The sequence below is a fragment of the Pseudomonas sp. GL-RE-29 genome (genome assembly GCF_019947275.1).
Classification (GTDB): domain Bacteria; phylum Pseudomonadota; class Gammaproteobacteria; order Pseudomonadales; family Pseudomonadaceae; genus Aquipseudomonas; species Aquipseudomonas fluorescens_A.
In genome coordinates, this window is sequence record NZ_JAGYGD010000009.1 from 56,170 (window position 1) to 70,697 (window position 14,528).

The following is a 14,528-nucleotide window of genomic DNA, read 5'->3' on the forward strand; positions in this document are numbered from 1 at the left end:
GTGGTGTTTGCGTCAAGCGAGTTGGCTGGGATCCGTCTGCGAGCGTTTAACACTGTCGTTGCGAGCAGCCCATCGACTGCTCAAGGTCGCGCGCCTGTTGGCGGACCTTGAACAAGCCGACGGGATCAGACGCGAACTTTTTGCCGAGGCGCCGCACTATCGGCAGACCATGCTCCAGCCGGTGTCACCCCTTGGTCAGATCAACCAACGGCGTCTGCCGCACCTCAGTCTTCCGCCCATCCTGAATCTCGCTCACCTGCTTCAAGGCCTTATCCACCGCCGCCTTATCCGCCAACAAGCTGTAGCTGATGCGGAACTGCTTGTGTTCCTGTGGCCCAATTGTCGGTACCAGGTTCAGTGGTCGCTGATAACGGCGGTTGTAGGAAAAACTTGTCCCCGGCTCCAGCCCCGTGACATAGCCCTGACCTTGGGTATCGGTGTTTTTCCACAGGGAAAACACAGGCAGTGTCTGGGTATTGAAGCCGACCGAAACGCCCAGGCTGCCGGCCTTGTTATGCAACACGGTCAACGTATCGCCCTTGGCATCGGCGTACGGCACCACGTTGTAAACCGTTTCGTCGTAGTCCCTGGTCGGTGCGCGGTAGGTTTGCCAGTCGGGCAGATCGCCCCTGGCCTTGTCGTTGAACGGCGACACCTGTTTCACCGGCGCGGCGAAACGAGCGCCCTCCTCCAAGAACGGGGTACTGAAGTTACTGTGATACAGCGCCTGGTATTCCTTCGGATAGTCGCCGTTGTTGGTCAGGGTATCGTTTAGGGCGAACTCTACGCTGCCGGGTTCGGTGACCAGTTCGGTCGCGACGGAGAAGTCGACCTTCTTGAATGCCTGCTCTTTCAGTTCGCCGCGCAGGGTGATGGCGTACGGTGGTTTTTCATCGATGTGCAGGGTGACTTTGTTCGCAGGAATGTTGGCGGCCCGACCGTGCAGGGTCAGCAGTTCGCCGTTGTCGACGCCGGGGTGGCCGACCCATTCGTATCCGCAGCGGGTGACCAGTTCATTGAAACCTTCCAACCAACCCAGACCACCGCGGCCATTGAGTTCGATGAAGGACGGATTGACCACTTCCTTGACCGGCGAATCCCAGCCCATGCGCACATTGCCGACCGAGGCCTGCAAGACGTTCATTCCGCGAGTCGGCACTACCGAGAGTTTCATCGTGCCGTTATCGATGTCGACGATGCTGACCCCCTCCTGCCGACCGCCGTGCAAAGTGCGCAGGGCAACGCTGAAGGGTTTGTCGGTTTTTATGCCGAGTTGCTGGCTGGTGACCTGCCAGTTCTGGGCGGCTTTGTCGGTGTCGAGCAGAACGTAATCCCAGGCCATGGCGTGGGAGGCAGCGGACAGTGCGCTGAGAGTCACAAAGAGTTTGAGCGGGGTCATGGCAACAGCCTTTCTTGGAGTTGTGCGATTTTTATAAACTCGATGAAACGTTTCAGCAAGCTAAAAAAGCCGAACAACGCAGGTAAATGCCAAGAAAGATTTGGGACAAATCAAAAATAGAGTCGATGCCATCGGGGTAGCTGTCGTTGGCTGCCATTTCCCATCCAGTGCTCCCAGACAGAACCTGACCCAGCTATTTCAACGGGGCATAACTGATCAACGTCTTCGGTTCCAGATACGCGCTCATCCCCCACCTGCCCATTTCGCGCCCAAGACCTGAATGCTTGAATCCACCAAAGGGGGCACGCGGTTCGTGGGCCAGGGTGTTGATGAGCACGCGTCCGGAATCGATCTGACGAGCGACGTTCATACAACGTTCGGCGCTTTTTCCCAGCACCAGGGCGCTCAGCCCGTAGTCCGTATCGTTGGCAATGCTGATCGCATCGGCATCATCCTCGTAGGGAATGATCGTCAGCACGGGGCCGAAAATTTCCTCACGCGCGATGCGCATCCGGTTGTTGGCATCCGTGAAGATCGTGGGCTTCACGAACCATCCGGCGTGCAAGCCTTCCGGACGACCTTCGCCACCCGCCAGCAGCCTCGCGCCCTCCTCCTGGCCGATACGGATATCGCGCTGCACCCGTTCCCATTGTTTCAGGCTCACCATCGGGCCGATATCGGTGTCGGCGTTGCGTGGATCGCCCGATTGAATCCGTGATACCCCCTCCTTCGCAATCCGCTCGAACTCTGCCAGCCGGCTGCGCGGTACGAGGATACGAGTGCCCGCGATGCAAGCCTGGCCGCTGTTGAGAAATCCGGCCTGCAGCACCAACGGCATGACCGCCTGGAAATCAGCATCCTCAAGCACCACGGTGGGCGACTTGCCGCCCAGTTCGAGCGTCACGCGCTTCATCGTGTCGGCACCGGTTCTTACCAGATGCTGACCGACAGCGGACGAACCCGTGAACGAGATCTTGGCAACGTCGGGATGACGGGCGATCTCCTCGCCAACCACCTCGCCCCGTCCGTTGACGACATTGAATACACCCGGTGGCAGACCCGCCTCGTGCAACGCCCTGACCACGACCTGCGTCTGCAACGCGCTCATCTCGCTGGGCTTGATGACGGCGGTGCAGCCTGTCGCCAGCGCGGTGGCCAGCTTGTTGCAGATGAAGCCCGCATTGCTGTTCCAGGGCGTGATCAGACCAGTCACGCCTACGGGCGTCAGAATGACCCTGGCCATGCCGACCTGTTCCTCGAATTCGAACGCCTCCAGTGCATCGATTGCTTGCGCAATCACATCGACCGGATAAGTCGCCATCCAGCGCCCGCGAACCGCAGGCGCGCCGTATTCCACGAGAATGGCTTCCAGCAGCTCCTCCTCCCTTGCCGCCATGGCCCGGTGCATGCGTTGCAGTGCCGCAATGCGCTCCTCTCGGCTAGTGCGAGCCCACGCCGGGAACGCAACCTTCGCGGCTGCAATCGCACGCTGTGCGTCCAGTGCATCGCCCAGCCGAACCTGACCGATGACTTCCTCGGTGCTCGGGTTATGAAGGTCGAACCATTCCAGGCCGTGTGGAATGACGAACTCGCCGTTGATGTAGATATGTTCAATGCGTTGCATGGCGACTCCTCGCTCAAATGACTCGCCTGAATCGAGCCTCTGTGATGAAGTCTAAGAAAGGTTCATTATTCCGATAAGCCATCCTTTGGCTTATGACGCATCCTTGTATTCAGGACAATCCATGCACAGAACAGGAATGACCGAGCTGGAAGTGGTTCTGGCCGTTGCGCGCCGCAGCAGTTTTCGCGGCGCAGCACAGGAGTTGGGCATGTCCACTACCGCCGTAAGCAGCGCGGTGGCCGGCCTGGAAGCACGCCTGAAAGTGCGCCTGTTCAATCGTTCCACGCGCAGCGTTGCCCTCACTGATATCGGGCAACGCTATGTGGCACGCATCGCACCTGCGTTGGCACAGATCAAAAGTGCCGGCGAAGAAGCTAGCGTCGGCCCCGATGAACCCAGCGGCACATTGCGCATCAATGCACCGCATGGCGCGGCCTACCTGCTGCTCGATCCGCTATTGAAGCAGTACGCTCAACGCTATCCAGAAGTACGCATCGACATCGTTAGCGAATCAAGCATGGTCGACATCATCGCCAGTGGCTTCGACGCCGGGATTCGCCTGGCAGAGTCTGTACCGCAAGACATGATTGCCGTGGCACTGTCAGGTGACATCCGGATGCTCGTGGTAGCAACGCCCGAGTACCTCGAACGCCACGGCGTGCCTGAGCATCCGCGAGATCTACTCACCCACCGGAGCATCGGCATGCGCATGGCCCATGGTGGCCTCTACCACTGGGAGTTGGAACGCGATGGCCAAAAGCTGCAGATGGATCTGCCGGTAAGCTTCGCCTCCAACGAGTTGCTGGCCATCAAACAGGCCGTGTTGTTGGGCCTTGGCATTGGTTTCATTTCGGAGTGGTTCATCCTGGAAGAACTGGCAAGCGGCACCCTGGTGCCGGTGTTGATGCCGTGGTGCCCGTCGTTTGGCGGGTTGAGGCTCTACTACTCGGGCCATCGCTTCGTGCCGGCGCGATTGCGTGCCCTGATTGAATTGGCGCAAGAGTTGCGGCCCGCTGTGGTTTGATGTTTCGCCGTTTTTTGATCGTCCAATGGAATACCCCATGAAAACCCGCCACCCGCATCGCTTGCGGGGGCAGTACCGTTGCAGCGTTCATTCGACCCGATTTTATGGTTGTCATGCACAGGGCGCTTTCGAAACTGCCGGTCTACTCGCGTACTGGTCTATAAACCACGTTGGTATGAAATCCAGGATCAGTGGCCACAGTCTCGATGACAGCTTCGGGTCAGCTGCTTACCAGTCCTCGACAAAGCGCACGCGTTCAACGGTCAACCCAAACCTGCGACAATGCTGCCTCTTCGGGCTTCGTAACTTGCGTGGCAAACGTTCAGATATTCGAATAACAAATTCGCGGGGAGCAGCCACATTGGAATTGAGACAACTGCGCTATTTCGTAAAAATCATCGAGCTTGGCAGCCTGGGGCGTGCGGCACTTGAATTGGACGTTGGTGTGTCAGCCCTCAGTCAGCAAATCTCCAAGCTGGAAAGCGAACTGTGCACCCGCCTCCTGAATCGAACCTCCACCGGCGTGACGCCCACTAGCGCCGGATTTGCGTTTTTACACCATGCCCAACTGACGCTACGCCAGGCGGAAAACGCAATCATGGCCGCCCATCGCGGGCGAATGAGCGGTTATGTCAGCGTCGGCTTACCACCGACTACCGCGACGGTGCTCGCGTTGCCGTTGATCAACGCAATGCGTGCGCGTTATCCGGACATACAACTGCATTTGGTGGAAATGCTTTCCGGCCACTTGGCGGGGCAGCTCAACGCACGGCAAATTGACCTGGCCATCCTGTTCCAGCTCGAAGGGGGTAAACGCTGGAGCGTGACTCCGCTGCTGGATGAAAAGCTGTTTGTCATTGCCTCGCCCAGCCTGCCTCAAGCGCCTTCTGGTGACAGCGTGCAGTTAGCCGACCTCGGCGGCCTGCCGTTGGTGATGCCCAGCGCACAACATGGATTGCGCTCGGCATTGATGAGCGCGTTCGAGCGGGTCGGGCTAACACCCAATGTCATTATGGAAGTCGACGGTCTCGCTGTTTTGATGAACGCCGTTCGGGCCGGTCATGCGGCAACGATACAACCCGGGGCCGCCGCTGCATTGAAAGACGGGTCCGGACTTTCACTGATCAGGATTGCCGATCCCCATGTGGGCCGGCGTAATCTTTTGGCGACGCTGGCTGACGACGAACTCTCTCCTGCGGCTCTGGCAACGCGGTTGGTCATCGTCGATGTGGCGCGACAGCTGGTCGTCGACAAACAGTGGCCTGGAGCTACGTGGATAGAAGGAGTAGAAGCGTAATCTTCCTTCAACCCCGGACACTAAGTCTCTCCTGACGACCAGGCCTTTAGAAAAACTAAACACCCCGCGTCAAAAGCAGCCTTTCGGCCACTCCTTCCCCGCCCTATCGTTCTCCCCACTCGCAAGGAGCACTTCGTTCCCGCTTCCTTGCAAATTGAGGAGCGATAATGATCGATGTCTTAATCATAGGGGGTGGCAACGCTGCCTTGTGCGCCGCTCTGATGGCGCGAGAAGCGGGCGCCAGCGTGATGCTGCTGGAAGCCTCTGCGAAAATCTGGCGCGGTGGCAACTCCCAACACACCCGAAACCTGCGGTGCATGCACGACGAACCGCAGGACGTGCTGATCGATGCCTATCCGGAAGAAGAATACTGGCAAGACCTATTGAAGGTCACCGGTGGCCTCACGGATGAAAAGCTTGCACGCATTGCCATTCGGGCATCGTCTTCGTGCCGCGACTGGATGCGTTCACACGGCGTGCATTTTCAGCCACCGCTGTCCGGCGCGCTGCATGTGGCGCGGACCAATGCGTTTTTTATGGGCGGCGGCAAAGCGCTGGTCAATGCGTATTTCCGCAGCGCCGAGCGCCTGGGTGTAAAAGTTCGCTACAACACGCAAGTGACCGACATCGAGTTGGATGAGGGGAAATTCGTCGCCGCCCATGTGGGCGAACATGAGGTCGATGGTCAGCGTTTCGCCGCCGAGCGCATCGAAGCCCGGGCCTGCGTTTTGGCGGCCGGCGGCTTCGAATCCAACCGTGAATGGCTGCGCGAAGCCTGGGGTCAGAACGAACGCGGTGAATGGCCATCGGACAATTTCCTGATCCGGGGCACCCGATTCAACACCGGCATTTTGCTACGGCGCATGCTCGACCTTGGCGCAGATGTGATCGGCGATCCGACGCAAGCACACATGGTCGCGATTGATGCCCGTGCGCCACTCTACGACGGCGGCATCTGCACCCGAATCGACTGCGTATCGCTGGGTGTGGTGGTCAATCGTGATGGCGAACGCTTCTACGACGAAGGTGAGGATTTCTGGCCAAAACGTTATGCGATCTGGGGGCGTCTGGTGGCCGGACAACCCGGTCAGCAGGCCTATTCGATCATCGATCAACAAGCCATCGGCCGCTTCATGCCGCCGGTCTTTCCCGGCACCACCGCCAATACCCTGCAAGACCTTGCCCGCCAGTTGAAGCTGCCTCAGGAAAAATTCGTCAAGACGGTCGAGGACTACAACAGCGCCTGCCGCGTTGGCACGTTCGATCACACGGCGTTGGACGACTGCCACACCCAAGGACTGATGCCCGCCAAAACCCATTGGGCGCGGCCATTGGTGAAACCACCTTTCTACGCCTACCCGCTTAAACCGGGTGTCACGTTCACCTACCTCGGCCTCGCCACCGACGAAACCGCTGCCGTGCATTTCAACGGCAAAGCGAGCCCCAACCTGTTCGTCGCTGGAGAAATGATGGCCGGCAATGTGCTGGGCAAGGGCTACACCGCCGGCATCGGCATGGCCATCGGTACCGCGTTTGGTCGCATCGCCGGTGTGCAGGCGGCCGCTTCGGTGGGCTTTGGCGTTTCATCTGCAAACACGGAGTCTCGACATGCAACTGTTTGATCCCCAAGCGTCGGGCGGGTTGATCCCGGTGTTGAATCTTGATGAAAGTGAAGTCCAGCGGCAGATGACCATCTGCAATGCCTGCCGTTATTGCGAAGGCTTTTGCGCGGTATTTCCGGCGATGACCCGGCGCTTGGAATTCACTCAGGCCGACATCCATTACCTGGCGAACTTGTGCCATAACTGCGGCGCGTGCCTGCACGCCTGTCAGTACGCCGCGCCACACGAATTCGACGTCAACATACCCAAAGCCATGGCCAAAGTGCGCCTGGATACTTACGCCGAATACGCCTGGCCGCAAGTGATGGGCAGGTTGTATCAGCGCAACGGACTGACCCTGGCACTGGCCTCCGGTGGGGGACTGGCGTTGTTTTTATGCCTGACCCTGATGCTCATGGGCAACCTGTTCACGGCCATTCCCGGGGGCAACTTCTACAGGATTTTCCCGCATAACACCCTGGCGTTGATGTTCGGATCAGTGTTCGGCTTTGCGGTACTTGCCCTGACCATGGGTGTACGACGCTTCTGGCACAACGTTTCACCGGTCGCAGCGCCACTGCCGCTGAAAACGTCCGCTGCACTGGAGGCTACGGCCAACGTCGCGAAGCTCAAATACCTGGACGGCGGCCATGGCGAAGGCTGCAACAACGCCGACGATCAATTCACCTTGTGGCGACGTCGATTCCACCACCTCACCTTCTACGGCTTCATGCTGTGCTTCGCCGCCACCGGTGTCGCCACGCTCTTTCACTATCTGCTGAAGTGGTCGGCGCCTTATCCGATCTTCAGCTTGCCGGTGATGTTGGGTATTGCCGGTGGCATCGGCCTGCTGATCGGCCCGGCGGGTCTTCTTTGGCTGAACCTGCGTCGCAACCCTGCGCACGGCGATGAGAACCAAAAACCCATGGATCGCGGCTTCATCGCGCTTCTGTTTCTGGTCAGCGCAAGCGGCCTGGCACTACTGGCTTTGCGTGAAACCAGCGCCCTGGGCTTGATGTTGGCGATTCATCTCGGCCTGGTCATGGCGTTTTTCTTGACCATGCCCTACAGCAAATTCGCCCATGGAATATTCCGTAGCGCAGCGCTGCTCAAACACGCCATCGAGAAGCGTCAACCCAACCCGATCAACGCCGGCAGCGACTGACGGCTAAAGCACTCATTCCAAAAACAATAGTGAGCATAACGGTAGCCATGATGAAAACAAAAACGGCAACAACCCGAGCCAAGGGGTCCAAATTGGGCGCCATTTTGCGGGTCACCAGCGGTAACTTTCTCGAGCAGTTCGACTTCTTTCTGTTCGGGTTCTATGCGACCTACATCTCCCAGACCTTCTTTCCAGCCACCAGCGAGTTTGCCTCGCTGATGATGACCTTCGCGGTTTTCGGCTCCGGATTCCTGATGCGTCCGTTAGGCGCCATTGTGCTGGGGGCGTACATCGACAAGGTGGGCCGTCGCAAGGGGCTGATCGTGACGCTGTCGATCATGGCCGCCGGTACCGTATTGATCGCCCTGGTGCCGGGCTATGCCACCATCGGCGTGGCGGCACCGATTCTGGTGTTGTTGGGCAGGCTGCTCCAGGGCTTCTCCGCCGGCGCGGAAATGGGTGGTGTTTCCGTGTATCTGGCGGAAATTTCCACCCCCGGTCACACCGGTTTCTACACCAGTTGGCAATCGGCCAGCCAACAGGTGGCGATCGTCGTCGCGGCCGCGTTGGGCTACACGATCAATGCCACGATGCAAGCCGCTGAAATCGCCGATTGGGGCTGGCGTATTCCGTTCTTCATTGGCTGCGTGATCATCCCGTTCATTTTCATTATTCGCCGCTCACTGGAAGAAACCGCTGCCTTCACTGCTCGCAGCCATCGCCCAACCACTCGCGAAGTTTTTCGCTCGATGCGTGACAACTGGCGCACCGTCCTGGCGGGCGGCTTGCTGGCGTCCATGACCACCACCACGTTCTACCTGATTACGGTCTACACACCGACGTTTGGCAGGACAGTACTGAACCTGAGCACCACCGACAGTCTGGCAGTCACACTGCTGGTCGGCATCAGCAACTTTATCTGGTTGCCTATCGGCGGCGCCCTCTCCGACCGCATTGGCCGTCGGCCACTGTTGCTGGCGATATCGTTGCTGTGCATCTTCACCGCCTATCCCGCCATGCACTGGCTGGCAGAGGCGGCGAGTTTCGAACGACTGCTCGCTGTTCTGCTGTACTTCTCGTTCTTCTTTGGCATTTACAACGGCGCCATGGTCGCGGCACTGACCGAAGTCATGCCACAGAACGTGCGGGTAGTCGGGTTTTCACTGGCCTTCAGTTTGGCCACCGCGGTGTTTGGCGGGTTTACCCCGGCAATCTCGACGCTGCTTGTCCAGGCCACGGGTGACAAGGCATCACCTGCCTACTGGCTGATGTTCGCGGCGGTGTGCGGGTTCACGGCGACGACGATTCTGTATCGTCGGCAAAAATCTTTGGCAGTCAGAACCGTTTAGTTCCTCGATCGCCGCTTACCACGCGTCAATCCACGGCGGGAACCGAATTAGAGTGGCATGAGGTCGATTACAGTCTTTCGTCAGGGCAGTAATCGGCCTAAAGAGCCCATTCAATGGGCATAGACAGATTTTTCGAATGATTTCTCAATACGTGGCCCACGATTCCACTCGATCAAGGGCCGGAAGCAGGGATGCGGCTTTTCCAAAAGCGCAAGAGACGGTCGATTTAACATCATCGTAGTACGAGATCTAACTTGCGCTTATTCGTATGGCCCACGACCGGCTGCTATTAAAGTCTGTCGGGGACATGCCAAGCTATTGGTTAAAAATAGTTTTCCAATGCTCCGACACTTAGGTTGTGCACATCAACCCTGTGCAAGTTGCTCAGCCGAGCAGCCGAGAATTGGGCCTGGGAGGACGCGAAACAAAACACGTCCCTGGCTCTGGTTTCGCTGATGAGCCTACCTTCAGGCTGCCACGCTGAGAGTCCGGGGCCGTAATACAGCCAACAGAACAACACACGATGACCACTACACAGATTCCCGGCGCGCCGAAAATCAGAAAGCCCAAAATAGTGGTTACGCAGCCATTGTCGGTTAATATTTTCTGAGTGTTCGGCGCGTATTTTAAGAAAATCTTGGCTCGGTTAAAAAAATCTAGCCAACGACAGGGGGAAAAATGGGAAATCTAGTGGGTTACGCCCATTTGATCAATGCGATGGGGCTGAAGGCTATCGGGGTAAAGACGCCGGCACTCGTTCAACCCGTCACCCGCATTGAGCGGATCAACGGCGCGCTTGCAGTGCCGCAAGCGGTTGCACCGGAGGCTGGGGATTTTCTCGCCCACATCATCTTTGCGCTCAAACATGAGGGCGTCAATCTCTCTATTTTGGCGCAGGCTCTGCCTCGCATTGAAGGTCAACTCCTTGTCGAGGCCATAACCCAATCTCCCAGCAGTGGCTATATGCGCAAAGTCTGCTTCCTCTGGGAAGTCTACTCCGGCGCTTTACTGGACTACACGGACAAGCCTCGGGGCCCCGGCGTCCTCCTTTTTGATCCAGAGCGGTACATCACTGGCCCATCGGTGCGAAACAACCGCTGGCGCGTGGACTTCAATGGGCTGGGGACACTCCAGTATTGCGCGACGGTAGAGCGCACGCCTGAGGTCCAAGCCCTGCTTGAATACGACATTCTAGGGCGTTCGAAAGAGTTCATTGCTTCCTTGCCTAAGGAAATGATGGATCGCGCCATCAACTGGGCGTACCTGAGCGAGACAGATTCCTCATTTGCGATTGAAAAGGAAGCACCAAGCCAGCAGAAGTCAGAGCGTTTCGTTCAGTTGCTGCGCCAGGCACATGACCGCCAGCCGCTTACCGAAGACTACTTGGTCTCTCTGCAAAACAATGCAATTTCCCAACCGCTTGAATGGGCGGTGGCCTTCCGGCATGAACAAAACCACCTGACCAACTCCTTTCGAGGAGCGGCAGGGGTCACCTATATCCCCCCACCTCCAGACCTTTGCCGGGATCTGATGTTCGAACTCATGGCCTTCGCAAACCGTGCACCGTTGGAGCTTGACCCGCTGGTGGCCGCCGGCATTGCCTCATTCGGGTTCGTGTTCTTGCATCCCTTCATGGATGGGAATGGCCGACTGTCGCGCTTCTTGATACACCAGGCATTGTGCTGCAGCGGTGCGCTGGAGAACGGTTTGTTACTCCCTGTCTCCGTTGCCATGAAGCGAGAGGAGCAACGCTACCTTGAAGCTCTGCAGACCTTCTCGAAACCTGCCCGGCAATTCTGGGACGTTCGTTGGATCGATGCCGACAACATGTCGCTTAACTTCACCGGCGACCCAAGTCTCTATCGCTACTGGGATGCGACTGAATGTGTGGCCTTCACGCTGGAAATGGCCAAGCGGGCATTGGAAATTGAACTGAGGGAAGAAACCGAGTATCTGCAACGATACGACACGTTGCTCAAGGTGGTTAATGACAACTACGACGTGCGCGGCAGCCTCTTGAGCAAGCTGATAATGCAGTGCTTAGACCAGAATGGGGTCGTATCAAAGGGCCGGCGGAAGCAATACAACGGGTATATCCAAGAGGAGGTTTTCGACTTCCTAGAAGGTCACGCCCAGGCCCTTCTGGCAGAAGCCTACGCAGAGCCCGACGACTAATAGTCTAGCGACCGGGGCGGTTGAATGACCGGTGGCAGATCCCTTGGGTGAAGCCATGTCCATCTCAGTCCCGCCATCTCCACTAGCTATCAGGCGGCCCAACCTTTCAAGCTCCTCAGCTTTGAAAGGGCCCAAAGCGTGCGGTCGTTCACCCACGTGGCCATCACTGGAATACCTCAAGTCTGTAACAGGCGCTGATCAAAGCAATCAGCAGCCTGCGACAGACTCCATTTATTCCCGACAGACTTTATTTCATAGCTCAAGCAGGCTAGGCAGGAGATCTACTTTTTCAACAGAATCGGCCGATTTCTGCCTGTCGCAAAGGGCTGCAAACGACCCAAACTGCTTGGTCATTGACTGGTGAAAACGCCTTTTTTGCACGCTGCTTAAGGCGCAAACCGGCCCGCCATCGCCCATGGTGCCGGGAATGCGAACCTCGATGATTGCCTCAGCCGTAGTGGCGGCAGCTTCGACGATTGAGTGCGGAATGGAGGCCAGTTTCAGCTTTGCACGACGTGACCAGCAGGACTCGGTTTGGCCTGCAAGGGTGCCTGAGTTGACGTAGACGAAGCGATCCGAGGGCGAGCCCTGCGCAAACTCACCAAGTAAATTGGGACCTTCCGGTAGAGGTGATCCCAAGCGAAGCGAGAAGTCGAATTGAATAGCATCGACATGCTCAGCGGACGGTTCAAGTAGCTCCGACCTACCTCGTTGAACAGCGAATCGGACGCCAGGTGGCGGCGCGACAACAATGACCCTCATGCGAACGGCCTGAGTTGGCTTGTCTTTGCTCAAGATGGACCTCTGTTGGGTAACTATTATTAGGTGACATTGCTGTCGCATAACATCCCGAAGGGTGTCGGATACCCATTCAGCTGACCTTGCTGCGATACCAGACGGCAGTACGTTCATTATCAGCTTGGGATTTTCGTATTTCGAACTGTCGTGAATCGTTTAGCACATGCCTCCAGCTGCGGCTGGGGAAGGGTTATCTATCGCAGCGGCAAACAGGACGGCGATCGCAAGAACGCCTTGGGCAACACCCCCAAGTACAACTACGACCTGACCGCCTTTCAGGTCGGCACCGACCTCTACCGTAAAGTCAGGGCCGATGGCAGTCATGAGCAGGCCGGTGTGTCGCTATCGGCCGGCACCATCGGCGCTGGCGTCAGCCACTACACCCGCCGTCCCGCCGGTGAGGACACCTTGCGCGCTTACGGTGTGGGCGCGTACTGGACGCACTTCGGCCCTTCCGGCTGGTATCTGGACGGCGTGCTGCAGGTCAACCGCTTCGATATCGAGGCCAAGCCCAACGACCTGGCCAAACTGAAAACCCGCGGTTGGGGCTACACCGCCTCTCTGGAAAACGGCTACCCCTACGAGTTCGACAAGGACTGGTACGTCGAACCTCAGTTGCAGGCCATCTACAGCTACGTCGACCTGGACAGCAGTGACGACGTCGGCGCCAACATTCGTTTCAAGGATGTGGAATCGCTGATCGGACGGCTCGGCGTGCGCATCGCCAAAGACTGGGAAACCGAGGGCGTCGACAAGAGCGAACGGCGCACCAACGCATGGGTTCGTCCCAGTGTCTGGCATGAGTTCAAAGGGCAACCGAAGACCGAGTTTTCCTCTGAGTCGGGTTACGTCCCGTTTGAAGCCGACATCCAGGGCACCTGGGGCGAGGTGAATGTTGGGGTGGATTACCAGGCCAACCGTCGCACCACGTTTACCGCTTCGGCGGGTTATCGCCAGGGGTTCGACGGGGATAGCCATGGGTACGACGCGATGCTGGGCTTCAAAATCAACTTTTAGAGGCCGTGCATTCGGGTGTTGATGCAATAGCTTGATCAGCAGAGTCAGCTCTTGGCCAAAGGGGGCATCTCGGATGTCCTCTTTTGGCGGTGGATTCAACCGGTCGGCGGCAAACGATCAACCCGCAACGCATCAACTACCAGCGAAAACGCCTGGGAGGGTTGTCGGCGGCTGGGGTAATACAGATGAAAACCGCCGAAGGGTTCACACCAGTCCTCCAGTACCCGGATAAGCCGCCCGTCGGCGAGTTCCGGGGCAAACTCGTCCTCGGGCAGATACGCGATGCCCAGGCCACCGACCGCAGCATCGGCGATATGGGTGGTGGAGTTGAATACCAACTGGCCGTCTACACGAACTTTAACCTTCTTGCCCAGACGTTCGAATTCCCAGGCATCCACGCCGTCATAGGTGGGAAAACGGATATCGATACAGCGGTGTGCTGCCAGATCGCGAGGGTGTTCCGGGGCGGGGTTTTTCGCGAAATAGCCTGGCGCAGCAACGACGGCCATTCGTATAGGCGGGCCAATGGGCACGGCGATCATGTCCTGGGCGACCGTGTCGCTGAAGCGAACGCCGGCATCGAAGCGGTCGGCGACGATATCGCGAAAGCCATAGTTGATATCGAATTCCAGCTTGATATCCGGGTACATCTGCAACAGCGGTGTCAACTTGGGCAGTAGCGTTGTCTTGATGACATTGTCGCCGCAGGTGATGCGTACCGTCCCGGCCGGTTTATCGCGCAGCTCGGTCAACGCTTCCACTTCGGCCTCGATTTCATCGAAGCGACGGCCCACCGCTTCCAGCAATCGCTCGCCCGCCGCCGTCAGCGATACGCTGCGCGTGGTGCGGGTGAGCAAGCGAATTTTCAAACGAGCTTCCAGCGCGGACACCACCTGGCTGACTGCCGATTGCGTCACCCCAAGCTGTACCGCCGCGCGGGTAAAGCTGCCCACCCGCGCCACGGTCACGAAAGCCAGCAAATCATTGAAATTGGGTTTGGCCATAGCGAGCACGCTCGATTGATTGATTAGCTAGGGTTATATCCGCATTAAGCATTCATTAGCTAATCAAAATCTCGT

Annotated in this window: 11 protein-coding genes and 1 pseudogene; 8 read left to right on the top strand and 4 right to left on the bottom strand. The window is 57.9% G+C overall.

Going from position 1 to position 14,528, the window contains the following annotated elements; all coding sequences use genetic code 11:
- Positions 1-19: 19 nt before the first annotated feature.
- Positions 20-169: pseudogene (locus tag KGB21_RS09985) on the top strand (magnesium chelatase); the annotation flags it as partial.
- A gap of 15 nt (positions 170-184) precedes the next feature.
- Here KGB21_RS09985 and KGB21_RS09990 read toward each other — a convergent pair.
- The gene (locus tag KGB21_RS09990) at positions 185-1,399 is read right to left on the bottom strand and encodes an aldose 1-epimerase family protein (RefSeq protein WP_223505002.1); all 1,215 of its coding nucleotides are present in this window, start codon (positions 1,397-1,399) and stop codon (positions 185-187) included.
- A gap of 193 nt (positions 1,400-1,592) precedes the next feature.
- The gene (locus tag KGB21_RS09995) at positions 1,593-3,023 is read right to left on the bottom strand and encodes an aldehyde dehydrogenase family protein (protein ID WP_223505003.1); all 1,431 of its coding nucleotides are present in this window, start codon (positions 3,021-3,023) and stop codon (positions 1,593-1,595) included.
- Between the two features lie 121 nt (positions 3,024-3,144).
- Here KGB21_RS09995 and KGB21_RS10000 point away from each other — a divergent pair, with 121 nt between their 5' ends.
- The 6 genes from KGB21_RS10000 (at position 3,145) to KGB21_RS10025 (ending at position 11,634) form a co-directional block, all read left to right on the top strand.
- Complete coding sequence (locus KGB21_RS10000; protein ID WP_223505004.1) at positions 3,145-4,047, top strand: LysR family transcriptional regulator; 903 nt, start codon at positions 3,145-3,147, stop codon at positions 4,045-4,047.
- Between the two features lie 361 nt (positions 4,048-4,408).
- Complete coding sequence (locus KGB21_RS10005; RefSeq protein ID WP_223505082.1) at positions 4,409-5,344, top strand: LysR substrate-binding domain-containing protein; 936 nt, start codon at positions 4,409-4,411, stop codon at positions 5,342-5,344.
- Between the two features lie 167 nt (positions 5,345-5,511).
- Positions 5,512-6,966 carry an FAD-dependent tricarballylate dehydrogenase TcuA gene (gene tcuA / locus KGB21_RS10010; protein ID WP_223505005.1) on the top strand — a complete coding sequence of 485 codons (1,455 nt, stop codon included), beginning with the start codon at positions 5,512-5,514 and terminating at the stop codon, positions 6,964-6,966.
- Positions 6,953-8,110, top strand: a complete 1,158-nt coding sequence (gene tcuB, locus KGB21_RS10015; RefSeq protein ID WP_223505006.1) for a tricarballylate utilization 4Fe-4S protein TcuB — start codon at positions 6,953-6,955, stop codon at positions 8,108-8,110. The genes tcuA and tcuB overlap by 14 nt, the downstream gene beginning before the upstream one ends.
- Before the next feature lie 47 nt (positions 8,111-8,157).
- Entirely contained in the window at positions 8,158-9,459 is a 1,302-nt protein-coding gene (locus KGB21_RS10020) for an MFS transporter (protein ID WP_223505007.1), read from the top strand.
- 678 nt (positions 9,460-10,137) lie between these two features.
- Positions 10,138-11,634: a Fic family protein gene (locus tag KGB21_RS10025; protein WP_034148776.1), complete on the top strand. Its 1,497-nt coding sequence runs from the start codon at positions 10,138-10,140 to the stop codon at positions 11,632-11,634.
- Positions 11,635-11,886: 252 nt separating this feature from the next.
- Here the strand turns inward: KGB21_RS10025 and KGB21_RS10030 are convergent, their stop codons facing one another.
- Positions 11,887-12,429, bottom strand: a complete 543-nt coding sequence (locus KGB21_RS10030; RefSeq protein WP_223505008.1) for a DUF5990 family protein — start codon at positions 12,427-12,429, stop codon at positions 11,887-11,889.
- Between the two features lie 150 nt (positions 12,430-12,579).
- On the opposite strand from KGB21_RS10030, the gene KGB21_RS10035 reads away from it, so the two are divergent.
- Positions 12,580-13,449, top strand: a complete 870-nt coding sequence (locus tag KGB21_RS10035; protein WP_223505009.1) for an autotransporter domain-containing protein — start codon at positions 12,580-12,582, stop codon at positions 13,447-13,449.
- A gap of 95 nt (positions 13,450-13,544) precedes the next feature.
- On the opposite strand, the gene KGB21_RS10040 is transcribed toward KGB21_RS10035, so the two are convergent.
- Positions 13,545-14,453 carry a LysR family transcriptional regulator gene (locus KGB21_RS10040; protein WP_223505010.1) on the bottom strand — a complete coding sequence of 303 codons (909 nt, stop codon included), beginning with the start codon at positions 14,451-14,453 and terminating at the stop codon, positions 13,545-13,547.
- Between the last annotated feature and the right edge of the window lie 75 nt (positions 14,454-14,528).